The 17,965-nt window shown below is 63.1% G+C and carries 16 protein-coding genes and 1 pseudogene; 6 read left to right on the forward strand and 11 right to left on the reverse strand.

The window, feature by feature from the left end; genetic code table 11:
- The 8 genes and pseudogenes from M3B90_RS08440 to M3B90_RS08475 all read right to left on the reverse strand — a co-directional run.
- Positions 1 to 220 (reverse strand): annotated as a pseudogene (locus M3B90_RS08440) (hypothetical protein); the annotation flags it as partial.
- A gap of 1,077 nt (positions 221 to 1,297) precedes the next feature.
- Entirely contained in the window at positions 1,298 to 1,711 is a 414-nt protein-coding gene (locus tag M3B90_RS08445) for a multidrug efflux SMR transporter (RefSeq protein WP_055088223.1), read from the reverse strand.
- A 30-nt stretch (positions 1,712 to 1,741) separates the two neighbouring features.
- Positions 1,742 to 2,062, reverse strand: a complete 321-nt coding sequence (locus tag M3B90_RS08450; RefSeq protein ID WP_259889823.1) for a multidrug efflux SMR transporter — start codon at positions 2,060 to 2,062, stop codon at positions 1,742 to 1,744.
- Between the two features lie 22 nt (positions 2,063 to 2,084).
- Positions 2,085 to 2,552, reverse strand: a complete 468-nt coding sequence (locus tag M3B90_RS08455) for a nucleoside deaminase (protein ID WP_259889825.1) — start codon at positions 2,550 to 2,552, stop codon at positions 2,085 to 2,087.
- Positions 2,545 to 3,159, reverse strand: a complete 615-nt coding sequence (locus tag M3B90_RS08460) for a DsbA family protein (RefSeq protein WP_259889827.1) — start codon at positions 3,157 to 3,159, stop codon at positions 2,545 to 2,547. The genes M3B90_RS08455 and M3B90_RS08460 overlap by 8 nt, the downstream gene beginning before the upstream one ends.
- A 71-nt stretch (positions 3,160 to 3,230) precedes the next feature.
- The gene (locus tag M3B90_RS08465; RefSeq protein WP_259889829.1) at positions 3,231 to 3,656 is read right to left on the reverse strand and encodes a MarR family transcriptional regulator; all 426 of its coding nucleotides are present in this window, start codon (positions 3,654 to 3,656) and stop codon (positions 3,231 to 3,233) included.
- Positions 3,657 to 3,892: 236 nt separating this feature from the next.
- Positions 3,893 to 4,588 carry a DNA-protecting protein DprA gene (locus tag M3B90_RS08470; protein WP_259889830.1) on the reverse strand — a complete coding sequence of 232 codons (696 nt, stop codon included), beginning with the start codon at positions 4,586 to 4,588 and terminating at the stop codon, positions 3,893 to 3,895.
- Between the two features lie 69 nt (positions 4,589 to 4,657).
- Entirely contained in the window at positions 4,658 to 4,945 is a 288-nt protein-coding gene (locus M3B90_RS08475; protein ID WP_311199958.1) for a sulfate permease, read from the reverse strand.
- A gap of 440 nt (positions 4,946 to 5,385) precedes the next feature.
- Between M3B90_RS08475 and M3B90_RS08480 the strand changes: the two genes are divergently transcribed.
- The 5 genes from M3B90_RS08480 to M3B90_RS08500 all read left to right on the forward strand — a co-directional run bounded on the left by M3B90_RS08480 (position 5,386) and on the right by M3B90_RS08500 (position 12,887).
- On the forward strand, positions 5,386 to 6,027 hold the full coding sequence (locus M3B90_RS08480) for a hypothetical protein (protein ID WP_259889833.1): 642 nt from the start codon (positions 5,386 to 5,388) through the stop codon (positions 6,025 to 6,027).
- Positions 6,024 to 8,042 (forward strand): hypothetical protein, encoded by a 2,019-nt coding sequence (locus M3B90_RS08485; protein WP_259889834.1) that lies wholly within the window; start codon positions 6,024 to 6,026, stop codon positions 8,040 to 8,042. Before M3B90_RS08480 ends, M3B90_RS08485 begins: the two co-directional genes overlap by 4 nt.
- 92 nt (positions 8,043 to 8,134) lie before the next feature.
- Complete coding sequence (locus M3B90_RS08490; RefSeq protein ID WP_259889835.1) at positions 8,135 to 10,291, forward strand: hypothetical protein; 2,157 nt, start codon at positions 8,135 to 8,137, stop codon at positions 10,289 to 10,291.
- Positions 10,292 to 11,067: 776 nt separating this feature from the next.
- Positions 11,068 to 11,847: a thioredoxin domain-containing protein gene (locus M3B90_RS08495; RefSeq protein WP_259889836.1), complete on the forward strand. Its 780-nt coding sequence runs from the start codon at positions 11,068 to 11,070 to the stop codon at positions 11,845 to 11,847.
- Positions 11,848 to 11,873: 26 nt separating this feature from the next.
- Complete coding sequence (locus M3B90_RS08500; protein WP_259889837.1) at positions 11,874 to 12,887, forward strand: hypothetical protein; 1,014 nt, start codon at positions 11,874 to 11,876, stop codon at positions 12,885 to 12,887.
- Between the two features lie 8 nt (positions 12,888 to 12,895).
- On the opposite strand, the gene M3B90_RS08505 is transcribed toward M3B90_RS08500, so the two are convergent.
- The 3 genes from M3B90_RS08505 to M3B90_RS08515 form a co-directional block, all read right to left on the reverse strand.
- The gene (locus M3B90_RS08505; RefSeq protein ID WP_259889838.1) at positions 12,896 to 14,458 is read right to left on the reverse strand and encodes an aminotransferase class V-fold PLP-dependent enzyme; all 1,563 of its coding nucleotides are present in this window, start codon (positions 14,456 to 14,458) and stop codon (positions 12,896 to 12,898) included.
- Positions 14,459 to 14,690: 232 nt separating this feature from the next.
- The gene (locus M3B90_RS08510) at positions 14,691 to 15,158 is read right to left on the reverse strand and encodes an HNH endonuclease (RefSeq protein WP_259889839.1); all 468 of its coding nucleotides are present in this window, start codon (positions 15,156 to 15,158) and stop codon (positions 14,691 to 14,693) included.
- Between the two features lie 747 nt (positions 15,159 to 15,905).
- Complete coding sequence (locus M3B90_RS08515; protein WP_259889841.1) at positions 15,906 to 17,024, reverse strand: DUF222 domain-containing protein; 1,119 nt, start codon at positions 17,022 to 17,024, stop codon at positions 15,906 to 15,908.
- 616 nt (positions 17,025 to 17,640) lie between these two features.
- On the opposite strand from M3B90_RS08515, the gene M3B90_RS08520 reads away from it, so the two are divergent.
- A complete protein-coding gene (locus tag M3B90_RS08520; RefSeq protein ID WP_259889843.1) occupies positions 17,641 to 17,925 on the forward strand; it encodes a GNAT family N-acetyltransferase in 285 nt (94 codons plus the stop codon).
- The last annotated feature ends 40 nt before the right edge of the window (positions 17,926 to 17,965 follow it).

Below are 17,965 nucleotides of genomic sequence, written 5' to 3' on the forward strand. Positions count from 1 at the left end.
GGCGGGGCAGTTTTGTTTCTGCGGTGACGTGGGTCGGGGCATCGATGCTGGTGTGTGCGAGGACGCTGGCGGTGGTCTGCTCGGGGGTATGGGTGGCGTTCTCTTCGTCGTCGATGGTGATGCGGGTGAACAGGGCGCGGTTGAGGATGCGTCGTTCGGCTGGTTCGCGCTTGTTGTAGAGCTCGTCGAGGTCGACCAGGAGTTCGGCGAGCTGGTCCAAGCCTGTTCGGGCCTCGGCGTAGGTGTCGGTGAGGTTGTCGAGCCGGGTGGTGATCTGGTCGAGACTGGAGCGGATGCGGTTTTGTCAAAGCACAGGTTCCAGGCTGCGCTTGCCCTAGAGGTAGTCGCCGTGGTGCCTGCCTGGTTCATCAGGATCGTCAGCGCAATGGTTTGTGTGACTCCTGAAGTGATCCCAACGACGATGCCGAATGCAAGTTCCTGCCACGGCGCAGCGAAGGAAGCGAATCCGGCAGCTGCAACGACGAGCAGGGCGAGCGCGGGCCCCTATATGAAATGGCGCCCATATGTTCGTGGCCAATCCTCCGGTAAGGCGGCCGCGTGCGAGAGAGACTTGGATTCCCAAGGTCGTCAGGACGAGTAGCCAGATAGGTAGGTCCTTCAGCTGGAGGATAGGCTGGTTAGCGCCGAGGCATACACTGTGACGGCAAGAAGGTGCCCACTGAGCGCAACGAGGGTCGTCCCGCTTTGGAAATCATGTTTTGTTGACTCGTTGTCCTCGCTCGGGTGACGCCGCCGGTGGTCTCTGGCGCAGTCCGCGTCGACACCGTGACAAGGACGGACCCGAACGCAAGTATGCCGCCTGCGAGAGCGGTGACGTAGACGCCGACTGTCTGGGCGAGCCATAGGCCAATGGGTGCACCAACCGCTCCGCCAATTGCCGCTCCGAAGCCGTACAAACCGAGTGCCTTCCCCAGTAGTTCCGGTATGGCGGTCTCTTTGGTCCAAGCAGAACTGGTTACGACGAAGACGCCAAACCCAAGATCAAGCAGCGCCGTTCCTGGCCAATGCCCAGCCGCGGGCAAGGTAAAGCTCCCTGCGCCCATCGCTGCAAGCGCCGCTGTGACCATCTACCGTCGCGTCGAGACATACTGACTGAGAAGTAGCACGAACGGTTGTACGGCAACGACGATAAGCATGACGATCCCTACGCGCAGCCCGGCGCTGGGAGTGCTGGCTGAGAGGCTTGTGGGAGCGCTGGTTTAGAGGATATAGAAGGAAGCGAAAGCTCCTCCCGCCGCGGCGGCGACACGACGGGAGGAGCGCATCAGATGCGTGGTCACGGCTCGGCGTGGGTCGCTGCGTCAGTATCGGTCTTAAGCTTTGTGCTGTCGGCAAGTTTGAGCCACACGACTCCGGCGATGATGACTGCGAGCCAGATGGCCTTGGTGGTAGTGAAGGTCTCTTCGAAGAAGACGGGCCCGAGAACGGCTGATCCGACGGCTCCGATTCCAGCCCACACGGCGTAGCCGATGCCAACATCGATGCGCTTGAGTGCAACGCTGAGGAAAAACAGCGTGCACAGGAAGAAGACGAGCGCGACGAGAGACCACGTCAGGTTGGTGAAGCCCTGGCTGCCATTGACGCTGAGGGCGTAGCCGACCTCGAAAGCACCTGCGAGCAGGAGCGCGGCCCAGGGCCCGGCGTTGCTGGTTTCCACGTTGGTGGCGGTGTCGGTGCTGGTGGTAGTCATGACGGATTTCCTTTCCTGTGGTTGGGTGACTTAGGCGGTGTCGGCGAGGTTGAGGCCGACGACGCCGACGATGACGATCGCGATGCCGAGGAGCTTTTTCCAGGTGAGTCGCTGGTTGAGGAAGAGGGCACCGACGATGACGATTCCGACCCCGGCGAGGGAGGTCCAAAGGGCATAGCCGACGCCGACGTCGAAGGTGAGCAGGGCGAGGCTGAGGAAGAAGGTGGCGATGGCGCCGCTGATCAAGGTCGCGATCGTCCAGGGGACATTGCGGAAGCCCTGGGCCTTTCCGGCCGCGATGCCGACCGTGACTTCGAAGACGACGGCGATTGCTAAGTAGAGCCACTGCATGGCAAGGGTCCTTTCTGTTGGGTCAGATGCTGTGGAGAGACAGGAAGCGGGTAAAAGGTTCGGTGTCACCGGGAGCTCGCAGCGGGCGCATGTGGGCGTCGCGGATCGTGTCGGTGATGCCGAACGCTGGATAGCTGTTGCGGTAGTCGAAGCCGAGTGCCGCGACCTCGTCGCGGGTGACGGCCACCCGAATGTCGGTGATGCCGGCGTCGAGGGCGTATCGGTAGCACATGCCGCACGGCTCACCGGTGGCCAAGAGGGTCGCGCCGCGAAGATGAGAGCGCCCAGAGGCGGTGAGGGCGTCACGGATAGCCACGATCTCTGCGTGAGCCGTTGGATCGCCCGTTTCGTGGACGCGGTTGACGCCAAACTCCGAGATCACCCGGTCGCCGTCAACCACCACTCCCACGAACGGAATGCCACCACTCTCGACATGGGCCAGCGCCGCGGCGACCGCCTGGGTCAGCACATCCTCCAGGAAGTCAGCCATCCGAGCCCCCGGAGGTACTCACGGCGTCGACGGCCTTCTTCAGTCTGGTCGCGCTCGGGACGCCTTGGAGAAGGGTGCCGTTGATCACGATGCCGGGCACCGCAGTTACGCCGACGGTCTCGGTGGCATGAGCCAGGTCGGCGCGATGCTGTCGTAGCCGCTCCGGGCTGCTCATGGCTTTGCGGACCGAAGCGGCGTCCATGCCCAGGGTTTCGGCGATGTCGACGATCACGTCCTCGTCACCGATGTCGCGATCGTCCTGGAAGAAGGCCGCGAACATGGCCCGCGAGTAGTCCTCAGCAAGGCCTTGCTCCTGCGCAAGCTGCAGCACAAGGAACGCTTTCTCCGTACGAGGCTGCGGCGAGACACTGGGCAGTCGCACCGGGACCCCGACGCGCTCGGCCATCGGGTAGACAGCATCGCGCCACACGCGGGGCAAGTAGTCATCCTCTGGGCGCAGCGTGGGGACCGGGTCAGGGCGCAACTCGAACGGTCGCACCCGGACCCGCACGTCGCGGTCACGCTTCAGTTCCTCGATGGCAGGTTCGACCAGGAAACAGAATGGGCAGACATAGTCGACGTACACATCAATGGTGGGTGTAGACACAAATCTCTCCTAGCTGTATGTGCATACATATAAGTCGGTGGGGGCTGGGTTCGCTCGGGTAGGGGTTTGGGTCAGGAAGGGAAGCTGGTGATCGCGTTGAAGGCGCGGCTTCTCTCGGCGTCGGTGGCAACAGTGCTGGCGAGCAGCGCCCTGAGGCGTTCGTTATAGGTTTCGGTCAGGTCGCGTACGAGTGCAAGGCCAGGCTCGGTGAGGACCGCATAAATGCCGCGACCATCGTTGGGGCAGGTGTCGCGCACGGCGAACCCCTTGGCTTCGAGGCGTGCTACAAGCCTGGTGGTGGAACTCTGGTTGAGCCCGACCTGTGTGGCCAGTTCGGTGATCCGCAGTTCGCGATCTGGCGCCTCGCTGAGAAGCGTCAGAGCGCGATAGTCGGTCAGTCCCAGTCCGTGACGCTGTGACAGCCACTTGTTGAGCGTGGCCTCGATCTCGTCAACGGTTGTGACAACTGTGGTCCACGAAGCACCTGGCTCCTGCACTGTCTCACCCCCTCCGGTGATCTACATTCCTGTGCATGCATCTATGTTAGGCGGTGTCTCGCGCCGCGTCAACAGGCTCTAAAGGTGTTGGGGCGTGGTGTGGTCGAACGTGGCGCTTTCGCCTCTTCGCGTCCCCAGGGGCGGTCAGCCCGGAGGCACGCGTGCCGTGGGCACCCGTGCCTCATTTGGTTACGCCACCATTACTGGTGTGAGGGTCCCGGTCCGGCCCAGGGACTTCATGTCTGTGGCAGGAGTGTGCAGGGTGCGGCCGGCACCGAGCCAGGCGGCACCTCACTGACCAGCAGACCGACATCCGCGATCCGATCAAGCAGTTCCCGGTGATCGGCCGGGTAGGGGCGGTCGACCCCATTGGCGAGTACCGCGATCGTGTCTCCACCAGACGCCAGCGCTGCCCGGTGAGCTGCACCCTCGACCCCGTACTCTCCACCCGCCACCACGACCCGCTCACCGCGCGAGAGGTCGCCAGCGAGCTCGCCGGCGACATGCTCGCCATACCCCGTCGCGGCCCGAGCACCCGTGACCGTCACCAGATCCGCGGTCGGCCGGGCCAGGAACGACGTCGCACCGCGCGCCCACAACACATACGGGACCCGGTCGCCCAGATCGTTCAGCGCCTGCGGCCAGTGCGCATCACCCGGAATCACCGTCACGATCCCGGACTGTTCGATGCCCCGGATCCGCTCGGCCAGATCCTCGAGTCGGTGCGGCAGCCCGAGGCGATCGCGCCAGACATGCGCGTCCACACGATTCAGCCCCGGCACCGCGCCGTCGTCTCCGAGCAGGCGGATCGTTTCGATTCCGCCTTCGCGGGCAATAACGCGTCCGGTGATGGCGTCGTCGGGTTCGGATAGGATCGACAACAGCATCCGCGCGCGGCGTTCATCAGGTGCCAGGTCAGCGATACCGGCCATGACGTGGCCTCCTTCTCGGTCAGATGACGCCGAGAAGGTGCACAGCAGCACACGCGCAACGCGTCGAGGTCAGGCAGCCGCGGGCACAGAGCGGCGAGTCATGCGGCGCTCGCGCCATTCGGTGGCGCGTGCCCTTAGCAGCAGGACGATGCTGACCGGGCCCATGACCGCGAACTTCATCGCGTTCCAGATGCACAACACCACCAGCACGTGCAGCCAGCCCGGTGTGCCGTCCTCGATCACCATCATCAGCAAGCTCGCGACATACAGGTAGGGGAGGACCAGCAGCATCGCCGGCACGCCCCACTTCAGCCCACGGCGCGTACGGATCGCGTCGAGCCGGATGTTGGTGGGCATGTATCGGCGCAGGAAGTAGCGGGTGTAGACGCTGCGATCCAGATCAGGCGGAACATGAGCACAGTCCTCTCCTCGTCTCCGGCGACAAGGAATCAAGAAGGACCGCTCGGCCGAAGCCAGCTGGTCACCCCACCACGTCCGGCGGTAGGTCGCGCAGGTAGAGGTCGCCACTCCCACGATACCTCCGCTGTCATGGGAACGGAAGCAGTTGCTCGCGGGGCATCCACCGACTTCAGCGACTCGACGTGCTCGGGCCCAAGCCCGGGTGACCAGCGGCGTGGTCCGCGATGGCTCTGATGACGGCTCGACTCCCCGAAATGGGCGTGGGGGAGCCAACGCGCGCGATACACTCGCGTAAGAGGGTAGTGCTGTCTGCGAAGGGAACACCGATTGCGATGAGCCAGAGCGGTGGCGACTTGTCAGTCCGTCCTGCGCCGAGTGTGATGCAACATGCCATCCGGCTGTTGGTGCTACTTGACGGGTGCGGCGAGGATGTTGCCCAAGGTGACCCAGAGGATTGTGTTGCCGTCATCCGGGCCGAGATGCGGCTCCAAGCTCTCGACTTCTGGCTCAGAAACCCTGACTACCTTGCCGACGAGCTCCTCACGATGGTCAAGGCTGACGAGTCACTCTCCGATGAGTACCTGCCGGTCATCGAGGACCTCCTCGACAGCCCTGAGCCGGACCTGCACTGGTACCCGATGCCCCGGTGGCATCATGGCGCATACGAAGCAATCGACGATGCCTTTTCTGTCCTCTCTGCATACGGCCTCGCCCAAGTGCGACGCAAGGGCGGCATCACGAAGACTGCCCGCAGTCAGTTCTTCCTAACGTCTGCCGGCCGTGCCGCTGTCGATGGTCTGCGAAGAGAGAAGGTGCTGTCCTGGTACACCAACCAGGTCAAGCTCGTCGCGCTCGTTGCTGGATCTGACGTCGGTAGCAAGCTAAAGCAGCGTCAGTACCAACAAGCCGAATATGCGCGAACCAAACTCGGCACGAACATCGCGCCGATTCACGATGGCGTACGCGAACGCTTGAACGAGGTGAAGGCCGTGGCAACGCGTGTGGAAGGAGTGGCATGACCATCCTAGGTGAAGCGGTGTTTGCCGAGCTCCGGCGTCGTGGCATGGAGATCGACCTGGCTCGGGTCGAGAGGATCCTGCTCAATGCCGACGTGTCATCGACGGCGTCCCGCGGCGTACCCGCGCGATTGCGTGTTCGGCGACTCCACGTCACCGGGACGAAGCACTACTCCGAGAATCCGGCGGAAGGGAACGAGGCGGCCGAGGTCAAGTCCGCACCCATCAACTTGAACTGGTCCCCCGGCAATGGGGTAAACGGTGTCGGTTCTGAAGCTAACCTGCGAGGCAAATCCTCGGTCCTACATCTGACGATGTGGGCCTTGACCGGACGGAGTCATTTGCAGGCCGACGTTTTCTCATGGATTAAACATGTGAGCGCCGAGTTTCACATTGATGAGGTCCCCCTGTACGTCGAGTTCGACGTGCGCGACGGTATACCGGTCGGCGCGGTAGAGCAGAGAATCACCTCCGGAAGTCGAACCGTGTTGGGGCAGTTCGATGGCCACTCGGAGTTCGAGTCTGTCATGGGAGCAGTCATGCTCGAGCGTCTGCGCCTGGACGCGATCTCCGTATTCGCCAATGGCGTGGAGACCAAGCACACCTGGCCTTCGTACGCGGCGGCGCTGACAGTGCACGCAGACAAGCTCGATCCCATCATCGGGAACGAGAGCACACTGAAGACCCGTATCCTCCAGATGTTTGTCGGCACTAGTTGGGCGGCTGTGGACGCGCAGGTCGCGACCGCACTCAACTCCCTCAAACACTCTCGACACGAGGAAGCGGCGAAGCGTCAGGCTGCCACCTCGGCTACGGCTACCGCTTTGAGGCAAGCCGAAGACCGCGTTGCGGCGGCACTGCAAGGTTTGGAGGCATTCGATACCGACGAGCCTGATGTTGATACCGTTTTTGCCCTCGCATCGGCGGCTTCCGAAAGAGCCCACGAGGCACACAATCTTTCCCTCCAAATCATGACCGCTGATGCTGCGGCCTCTGAGGCACGGGCACACCTGCGCGCTGAGGAAATGAGGCAGCAGGCCGCAATTGAAGATGCCGTCGCGAGGCGGCTGTTCAATGGCATGACGCCCACCGTGTGTCCAAGGTGCTCAACGAAAGTTGACGCCAACCGGTATGCGGCGGAAACCACGACGCATGAGTGCTCACTGTGCCTGCACGAGCTCGATCTGGACGATCCAACGGCGATCGACGGGTCGGACGCACCTGAAGGTGAAGTCGCAGCAGAGGGTGGTCGTGAGGACACGGAGATCGAGGAGATCATCGATCCGCTTGAAGCGCTCCGTAGCGCTGTGGCCGACGCAGACAGCGGTGTCGCTGCTCTGAAGGATCGCTATCGGGAAGCGGAAGCTAAGCGTCGTGAGGCTGAAGACGCCGCAGCCCAGGGGCGGTTGAAACTCGACTCAGCCCGGGCCCGACTTAAGGCCGAGCTGGAACTCGCCCGGGCGCAGAGTGCGTTCGACGCGCTGAGCAGCGCGATGACCGAACGGCGGACCGACGGCGATGATGATGACGAGCTTATCGTGCTACAGGCGACGTCGGACCTGACCAAGAGGTGGGTAAAAAACGACCAAGATCCTCTTCTGCAGTCGGTCTCGGACACGATCGCATCCCTTGCCCAACGCTTCGGGTCGACCAACATCACTGCCGTGAAGCTCAAAGGCAATGGCAACATGGACGTCGTCAAGGGCGGGACCACCACGACATACAGCAGTCTCACCAACGGCGAGAAGCTCCGCATCAAGCTTGCCGCGGTTATCGCGCTAGTCGAACTGGGCCACCGCGCCGGCGTCGGGCGGCATCCAGGCTTGCTATTCATCGATTCGCCGGCAGCCGAAGAGATCCCCGAAGCTGATCTGAAGACCATGATCGAGACGATGGTCGCAGTTGCTGGGGAAACAGACCTCCAGATCGTGGTCGCCACCACCCACGGTCCGATGCTCAAAGCCGTCCTTCCTCAGTCCAACTTGCTGGTCGCGACCGGCACTGACTTCGTGTGGTGACGTGACACGTGCATCGACGGCGTCCGGCACCACCCGTGGCCAACGGTTGAATGGAGGAGAGCTCGTCTCCGACTCATGCCAGAGGAGGTTCCGTGGCGGATCAGTCTGATGCTGGGGCTACTCTCACCGCACTGCAGGGGGTTCTTACCGGCGCTGAACCTCCTTCCGACTCTCTGAATAGGATCGGCGGCTGGGACTCGATCCAGATCGTCGCGCCAGAATTAGTCGACGACCCGCTTATCATGCCCGTGACAGCCCTGGCCGCCCGCGACGCCGCTGCAGAGACTGGCGGACCTGACACTGAGAGCATGCGTCGCGCGGTCGAGGCACTCGCTACTGCGGTGCTCGATACCGAAGATCCTGGACTCTTTGCCTCGGCTGTGGACTTCTTTTGCACTGACGCGGCGACCTCCGAGATAGCGGGTGACTTGCTCGCCGCGCGGTGCTTGACGCTGGCTGTACCTCCGACCAGCGAACAAGGAGGGTTGCATCAAGCCTCAGTGCTGCGGAGAGCTACGGCACTTGAAGCGGCCGCTCGGCTAGCGGTCCGCGGCCGCGGTTCGAAGCACAAGTTGCTGGCGCTCCTGGAGGACATCACCGAGCCACAGCCCCGTCGGTACGCGCAGGCAGTCATGCGAACGGTCGCGTTGGCATTCGACCACTGGACGCCTGACGAAGAGACCGCCGACGTCATCGACGTCCTCACCGGTGTTGCTGCCCCACGCTACAACCAACCACCAACTGAAGAAGTGGTTGAGCGTAACGAGGTGTTCCGCCGTGATGCGGCACCGGATGCTGCGTGGACGTTGGCGAACATCGCCTTAGCTAAGGCATTACGTCTGACCGCGGTGACGGACATGTGCAATGAACTTGACACCGCGGTCAAGAATCTTTCTTTTGTAGCGAATCTTGACGATCGCGACGACGCTTGCTTGCTTAAACCTGCCCTGGAGCTGCTTCGGAAGCTCCTGTCCGCCTTGCCGGCGACAACCGCCCCCTATGATGCCGCTGCCTGGGCGCCCGATCTCGACGAGGCCAAAGCGATCGCCGCACGCGCGGACGAATTCACCTTTGATCGGCGCGGGCTCAACCATTGGAGCGGCGACCGGAAGACGGCCGTGCTTCGGGGGTGGAGTCGATTCGCTGAGGATCTCGCGTTCCTGGGCGACCAGCTCAGCCGTGACAGCATTTATGACGCGTCGATCGTGCTGGACGATATTAGCGCCATCTACTCTTCCTCTCGTTCATACGAGCTCACCCACTCCGCAGGGGGATCCCAGAACGTCGTGACAGTTCTGCGGCCCGCAATCGGCAGCGGGTTCGCCGCGCGCGCCGGACTGTTGCGAAACCTCACTGACCACACAGACGCACTTAGAGGGAAACTTGCGGCCGCCAGCGCCGGGGGCGACTCGGCAAACAAGGCAGACTTGCAGGGTCGGCTAACGACTGCAGAGCATGTCTTGGAGGCTGCGCGCATCAGCCTCGTAGCGGCCCCGGAACCGCCGGGAAAATCCCATACGCAGGTGGCAGCCCTACCGCCCCTGCTGGCTGACTTCTTCGCATCTACGCCGGCCGTGGCTGACGCGCTCAAGGGTGTTCCACAGGAACAACTCGAACGTCTCACTGGCAGTATCGCGGACCGACAGGCTGCTATCGATCCAGATCCCGACCTCATGGTTACCGCGACCCGAAAGAGGATGATCGAGGCGCTGACGCGGGCGGAGGACTTTCGTGGCGACGTCGTTCCTGCCGTTACAGCTGTGCTCGACCAGCTCATCAAGTTCGTCCGCCAACGCATCAACTCTCAGCAGTCATGGAACTCCTACTTGTTCGATCCTGAGGCTGACGAGCAGGACTTGCATGCGGACCTCTACGACTGGCTGAATCAAGGGCAGCTGGGAAGTGCCACGAATGTCGAGGTTCAGGAAGTCGGCGGGGGTAGAGCTGACATCCAGATCCACTTCTCGGGCTTCCACTTGTACTTGGAATTGAAGGCCGACCACACGGCAGTCCCAGTCGCCGACAAGTCCACCTACATCAAGCAGACAGTTTCCTACCAAGCGTCAGACGTACGAATCGGCTTCCTCATTGTGCTGCGAATGACGCCGCCGAAGGACAAATCTCCCTCAGCCCACCTGACCGAGTACGTTTCCCATACGACAGTCCCCGTCAACGGAGGTGCCATTGAGCGTCACGTCGTGATGCTCGAGGTTCCTGGGAATCAGACCAAGCCGTCGAGGGTGCACTGACACTAACAATACGAGGCGGGCATACGGTATCTCCGAGGGCTTCTCGATGACTGCCTCCGGTATTCGTGCCTCGAAGCGGTCCCTCGCTCGTGTCCGCGTGCGTGAAGGTAAGGGGGCAGGTTACCTTTCGCGTCCATGCGTGTCCCGGAGTTCGATCCCAGCAGACCTCAGATAGTTGCGGATCGTGCTGGGGGAGTAACCAAGCTGCATGCCCATACGCTTGAACGTCTCGCCGGCTACATAACGACGGATCATTTCCCGGACCTCCCTGTCCGATGGCGTTGCACGCCGCAAGCGCACACCCCGCGTTCGCAGCAGCGATGCCAGCCGCTCCCGCCCAAGTCCGAGTTCCTTTGCAATCTCTCGTAACGTGGCGCCCGCCGCGTAGCGTGCCTCTTGCTCGAACCAGCATCTCCTCGCTCACGCGAGGGAGCTTTCGGGCGCGCGGCTCGAGGGGACGGACCCGGCGTTGACGGACGCGGATCAACCGATGCATCGAGCCCATGCGAACCAGTGAGGCGCAGGTTTCGATAAGCCTCCCGCTAGGTCCACAGGAATAAGGGACCTCCACCAGGACACACGCCCGGTGGAGGTTTGCTGTTTTAACTCCAGAGTGGCACATTTCCCCCCGCAGCCCATGGCCTCCCGCATCTTCCCCTCATCACTTTCGAAACGAGTGGCTGGGCCCCGCCCACATCGTGAACACTTCACTCAATTTTTGTCTCAGGTCCCATGGGTCCCCGCCGTTCCCGGGGTGAAGCCGTCACAATAGGTCCATGACCAGTCTCAAAAACTCGCGTGAATTGAAGCCTCTCATGACGACCCGCCGCGGCGTGCTTGCCGCGGGTGGTGTTGCCGCCACGATGCTGCTTGCGGCGTGCGGAAACTCAGAAAGTAAGGAAAGCAAGGAAGGCAAGCAAGCGTCGGATTCTGGCGCTTCCGACGCCACCCCCGCCCTGCCGTCGCCCACGCAGAGCGCTGCCGTGAGCGTGCCGTTCGACGAATCGAAGCCCTACCTCGAGTTCAACCCGGACTCCGAGGGGCCGGCCGTCGAGTTGCTCGTTGACTACCGATGCCCGCACTGCAAGCTTTTTGCCGAGGCGCAGGATAAGGACATTCGCGAACTCGTCGAGAAGGGCTACATCAACTACCGCGTCTACCCGCGCCCGATGCTCGATAAGCGCACGGGGCTCACGTTCTCGAACGATACGGCGAGCGCTGTCGTCGCCTCGTGGGTCGAGGATCCGAAGCTGTTCTGGGACATGAACGAAGCGATGTTCGCGCTCCAGCCCGAATCGCCGGAGGACCCCACGCCCGATACGGCCGAGGTTGCCGAAGCAGCGGTGAAGGCCGGCGCAAGTGAAGAGGTCAAGAACGCCGTCCTCGACGAGAAGTACCGCGACTACGTCGCGACTATCGAAGAGGTTGGCCAGGAACGCCAGGTTGGCACCCCGACCGTGTACATCGACGGCGAGGAGTGGATGGGCGACGGCGAGCAGCCGGGAACGCTCAAGACCGACCTCGTGAAGGCGATTTCCGCGAAGGCAAAGAAGTAAAAATTCTCGATTGATACTCTTCAGTCATGGAAAAGCGAGCCGCGCACGAGGATGATGTCGGCTCGCTTTTCACGTGGCACGCGCCGCTTTTTGCGGTTGCCAATCGCCGAGCCTTCGCGCGCGAGCGGCGTGCACGCGTGGACGCGTGGTGTGCGGGGCAAGCGTCGGATTCCTTCGAAAGGCGCGTGGTCGAGCTCGTGACCGCGCCCGAGGCGCCCTCGGCAGCGCTCTGCCATGCCGCCCTCGAAAGATCCGCTTCCGCCCCGGGGTTTTCTGGTCCTGACCAGTACCTTCGCGCCGCTCTGCTGCAGCGCTTTGCGCTCTCGGCAGTGGACCCGGGCGGCGCAGGCGGGGGTCGGCGGGCACGCGCATTTGGTCCGACGGATGCCTACGGTGCCGCCGCGGAAGCGTTTTCGTGGTGCGATGCCGCGCGAGAGAGAGGCGGCGTTGCCAGCATTCCCGATGTCGTGGTCGAGCTGGGCCTGACTCTCGTGCGCACGGCGCTTGTCGCGGGCATGACTGACGCGGTGGAAGCGCCGCTTGCTGCTGTTGAGGAAAACGCCTCCCGCGTCCACGCCGTGCATGTGCGTTTTCACGCCTGGTCGTCGATCGCGATTGCCCGGCTCGCCCAAGGCGACCCGGAGGCAGCGCTCATCCCCGTCAACCGCGCGAAAATTCTTGCCGACCGCGCTCGGGACCTTGCGGGGCAGTGGCACGCCGAGCGAGTACGCGCACAGGCCCTGAGCATGGCGGGGCGCACATGGGCGGAGGCCGCCGCTCACGCTGAGGTTGCTTCACTCGCCGAACGCGTTGCCGACGACCTCGACAGCACACCTGATTTACGGCGCGATGCCACCGTTTCGGCGCTCCAATCAAGGGCCCTGCTGCTCACGCGCATGCGAGAAGAGGATCGAGACCGGGCATCCTCGCGCGAGGCAGAGGCGATCCTGCGCCGCATTGCCCGGGCTCGGGCAGCGGGCGATGCCGATGAAACGGCCCTCGCCGAATTCGAGAGCCTCGCGCTCGCGGACTCGCGCTGAGAGGGGCGTTAGGCCATCGTGTCGCGCAAAACCGCGATCACGCGGTCCGCTTCCGTATCGGGGTTCACGAACACAAGTCGCAGCACCGTTTCGCCGCTGTGCTTCGTGGGGATGCACAGGATCACGCCGTCGCGGGCCATGCGCTGCGACCACTCGTGATACTGCTCGTCGGTCCAACCCGGGCGGCGGAACACGAGAACGCTGAGCTCAGGCTCGATCACCATCTCGAGGTGCTCGATATCGTCGATGCCGCGACGCACCGCGCGCGAAGTGGAGAGGCACTTCTCGATCGCCTCGGAATACTTCGCCGTGCCGTGCGTGAGCAGCGAGTACCACAGCGGGAGGCCGCGCGTGCGACGCGAGAGGTGGGCCGCGAGATCGCTCGGGTTGGCGTCGGACCTCACGATCGAATCCAGGTATTCGGCGTGCTGAGAGTGCGCGCGGTAGGCGGGGCTCGGGTCCCGGTACACGAGTGCGCAGCAGTCATAGGGGGCAAACAGCCACTTGTGCGGGTCGACGATGAAGGAATCGGCTTCCTCGATCCCGTCGAAGCGGGGGCGGGCGCTCGGGGCTGCGAGGGCGGCGCCGCCGTAGGCGCCGTCGATGTGCACCCACACACCGCGCGCGTGAGCGACTTCGACGACGGAGCGAATATCGTCGACGATGCCGGCGTTCGTGGTGCCGCCCGAGGCAACAACCGCGAAGACGCCCGGGTTCTCGTCGAGGGCGCGGGCGAGGTTGGGGCCGCTCAAATGGCCGCGCTCGTCCACTGGGACGGTGACGACTTCGACGTCGAGCAGGCGCGCTGCGCTTCGGATCGACGAGTGGGCGCTGCTCGCGCAGGCGACCTTGAAGCCCGTCGTGGGGCGTCCGTCGATAAACACGCCACTCGAAGCCCATTCTTCGCGGGCCTTCTCGCGTGCCGTCGCGAGCGCGGAAAGGTTGCCGCTTGTGCCTCCCGAGACGAAGGCGCCAGCGGATCCTTCCGGCCAGCCGAGCAGGTCCATGAGCCACCGCAGCACCTGGTTCTCGGCCCAGATAGCGCCGGCGCCGGCTTCCCACACGCCACCGAACACGTTGGCGGCGCTCACGACGTTGTCGAAGGCAACGGCCGCGCGCGTGGGGGCACCGGGAATATAGGCGAGGTTCATGGGGTCATCGGCGGCGCGGGTCGCCGGGATGAGAATGTTCTCGTAGATCTCAAGGGCTCGATCGGCGCCGATGCCCTCTTCGGTGATCATGTCGCCGGCCAGCGCCTTGACGGCTTCGTCAAGCTCGGCTGCGGAGCGTGCGGTGGCCTTCGGGTCATGGGCAAGCGCCGTGTGCTCGCGCGCCCACTTCTGCGCGGCCTCGACGGCGTGCTGCTCATCCCCCCACACGCTCGAAAGCATGCGGCTAGGGCGGCGGGTGGCGTAGGCGGTGGAAACGGTGGAAGCCGAATCCCCGGTATTGAGCGCCCCCGTAGCGGGGTTGCCCTGATGGTTGCTCTCGGCGACTTTGGCAGCGGGGTTCTCGTTCCGACGCTCGCCCGCGCCCTGTTGAAGCTCATTCTTCTGTTCGTAAGTGCTCACGCTCTCAATCCTAGGCGCGCGGGCCGGGACCCGTGGCAGAACTGAAGTGCCCCATCGCTCCGAAGCAGGGGACGCCTCTCGCCCCACGGACAATCTCTACGAATGGCCTTGGTGTCCTCTCGTTAGTGGCGGCGTGGCCGCTTTTGGCAGCGCGGCCGTTTCCTCAGACTCTTGCATCTGTCGAGACTCTTGCATCTGGCGCGAGCGTTCGTCCCCGCGGCTTTCGGGTTGCTTAGCTGTCGTATGTGGGTGTGGTGCTGGTGTAGGTGCGGCCGTTTGGGGTGGTCCAGGTGGTGGTGTGGGGTGTGGTGTTGGTGCTTGTCTTGGTGTTTGTGGTGGGTGTGACGGTGAGGGCTTCTTTGGCGAGGTTGCATCGTGCGCAGAGGCCTTGGGCGTTGGTGAGGGTGGTGGGGCCGTTTTGTGCGTGGCGTTTGATGTGGTCGATGTGGGTGATGGGTGCATTGCAGTAGGGGCCGCGGCAGGTGCGGTCTCTGAGGCGGACGAGTTCGGCGAGGGCTTTGGGGAAGATTCGGGAGCGGGAGTCCATGGCGAGGACTTCTCCGGTTGTGGCGCTTGTGAAGATGCGTCGGTATTTGACGAGGACGTCGTTGCTGTAGAGCTCGTTGAGGTAGTCGAATCCGGTTTTGGCGGTGATGGGGCCGGCGTCGGGGATGTAGGCGGTGGAGACGTCTGGGTCCACGGGCACGAGTAGCCCGATGTCGAATCTGCGGGCGCGCTCTGATCCCCGAACACCGCTGGTGTGTTCGGTTGCGTGGCTTTCAGTGGTGGCGTGTTCGGTTGGGATGGTCTCGGTTTCTTTGTCTGTTTGCGTTGGTGGTTTTTGTGGTGGGTGTGGGGCGCCGGGTGGTGGGTTTGTGTGCCTCGCGTCGTGGTTGTTGGGTGAGAGGTTTCCGTTGTTGGTGTGGGGGTGGGGTAGTGGTGTCCAGGGGTCGTGGGTGATGCCTGGTGCGGTGCTTGGTGGTGCGAGTTGTGCGGTGGGGTGGTTGGGGCGTGTGTTGAGGAGGGTTTCGACGAGGACGTCAACGGCGAGGTTGTGTGGGGTGTGGGCGGGTTTTTGGTAGTGGCCCCTCCATGCCCCAGCACGGGCTTTCACGCTCACGCCCGGTGAGCCGTCGGTAGTGGTCGAGGTTTCGAGGCGGAGGTTGTCTCGTTCGAGTTGCGTGAGGAAGTCTTTGGCTTTGTGGCGTGCGGTTTCCTCGGCTTCTTCGTGTGCGAGTGTTGCGCGATGGGTGGGTGTTGTTGTTTCTGGGGTGGCGGTGGCGCGTGAGGTGTCGTCAATGTCGTCGTCGAGGTTGGCGTGGGGTGTTGGTGTGGCGCCGGTGAGGTGTTCGAGGGTAAAGACGTTTCTGGCGAGAAGCGTTTGAAGCTCAGCGGTGACTTTGGTGGCGTGTTCGTGTGCTTTGCGCGTGGCGGTGGTGACTTCGTGTTAGTGGAGGACCTTGTGGGCTTGTGTGGCGCGGTGGGTGAGCAGGTCGTGGATGCGGTGGGCGTCGAGGGTGCGCATGGTGAGGGTGAGACTGCTCATCCCGTTGCGGAGGGTTTTCAGGGTGAGGCGGCGTGTGGTGAAGGCTTTCTTTTCTTTCTCGAGAGCGGTAGCGGGGTCGAGGGAGAGCAGGGCGTTGGTGGTGAAGTTTCGCCAGTGTTTCTTTCCAGCGTGGGGGTTGCGCTCCAGTTCCCGAGCGATCGGGCCATCCAATTGTTGGGCGTGGTGGCTTGTGGCATCGCGAAGGCTCGTGGTGATCGCGTGAGTGTCGGTGATGGAGATCCGCCCGGCTTCGAGGTTGGCAAGGAGGGTGGGCAGGTTTGTGGTGAGCATGCGGGAGCGGGCGATGTCGAGACTGGTCGCATACGGGGATTGTTTGAGAATCAGCCCAACCTCATGCGCGAGAGAGCGGCGCGTGGCGAACACTCGTGCCCGGTCTTTGTCGCTGAGGGAATCCAGGCCCGCAGACGGATCAACCCGGCCAGCATCCTCGCATGCGTCAGTTGCGTGTGAGGGAGAGGGGGTGTCGTTGTGTGTGGGGGAGGAGGCGCTGGTGGTGTGGGGAGTGGTTTCTTTGCTGGAGAGGTGGCCGATGCCGTCGGTTTCGTCGAGCTCGGTGAGAATGTGCGCTTTGACTGCTTCGCTCAGCTCCGCGATCCGCGTCAACGACTCCAACACATCCAGGCGGGTGAGCAGATCCGGCCCATCAAGGACACGTGCGGGAGTCGTAGCCGAGTGCGCGTCACCTGGAGTATCAGAAGAATGAGGGGGTGCGGTGGGGAAGGTTTTGAGCATGCCCATCAGCGCGGCCTGCCACCCCTTCGACCGAGAAAGAAGAAGATCCAGAACGTCGGTACGCGAAGGGGCCTCCAGTTGGGTGAGTCCAGCGAGTGCCGCGAGGTCATCAAGAGAGCCGGTGGCAGGGGCAGGGGAGGATGCTGCGGTCGCGACAACAGCAGAGCCCGCAGCAATACCGGCAGTGCCTGTGGCAGTACCGCTCGTGCCCGTGGCAGGACCGGCAGTGCCCGTAGCGGCATCGCGGCCTAACACTGTGCTGGTCATTGCGCCCCCCTTTCTCTCGACCGGGTTTTGAAGTGGCTTCTGTGTGGTGATGCCTCGAGCCTAAAAAGGGGGTGAGACATTTAAACCCGACCCTTGCCTTTCTCGAGACAACTCGAGCTTAAAAGAGGGGTGAGACATTTAAACTCGCCACCCTCTCCACGCGAATACCCTGGTGGCCGCGGTGTATGGAAAACACCCAGAAATCCAGAAAACACCGTGGAAAACCCGAATGATTTGTGGATAAAACAGATTGTGGAGCGCGAGCCAACGAATACTGAGCCCACCGAGCGACAAATCGCCAACTGAAACGAATTCACGAATGTGGATGGGCCCACCAAGAACAACCGAAATGCGAGGCGTGTCGCAAAGATGGCGAAGCGTTGTGGGGCCCGGGGAGAAGTGTGGTGAAGCCCCGGAGAGAAACGTGGTGGACTCAGAGAGAACCGTGGGAGTCACGGAGAGAAGGGGGAAGGAGGCAACTCGAGGGCGAGTCCACAGGTTGCCCAACAAGCGTCGGACCCGCATGAGCCAACCGAGCCCTGCCCACGCCTCGAGATCTCCGGCCAAAATAGCCAAAAACCTGTTGCAAACCGCGCGCTCCTGCGACACTTAAGGCATGGCTACCGTGACTCATTATTCAGACCAGCAGCGCTTCATTGCCACGGAAGGTGGCGTGGAGGCGGGGTACCTCGAGTACGACCGCGAGAACGATGGCGTCATTTTCGTCGCCACGCATGTCGTGACCGATCCGGAGTTTCGCGGGCGAGGCATCGCGGGCGAGGTGACCGCCGCGGCTTTCGAACATGCGCGCCGTCACGGCGTGAAGGTCCGCCCCGTGTGCCCCTACGTGCAGGGCTGGATCGAAAAGCACCCCGATGTGCAAGACCTCGTCGCCGAGTAGCGCCTCGCGGTAAGATTCTGGGGCATTCATGCCCCGCCTC

The sequence above is a fragment of the Dermabacter sp. p3-SID358 genome, assembly GCF_025147465.1.
GTDB lineage: Bacteria > Actinomycetota > Actinomycetes > Actinomycetales > Dermabacteraceae > Dermabacter.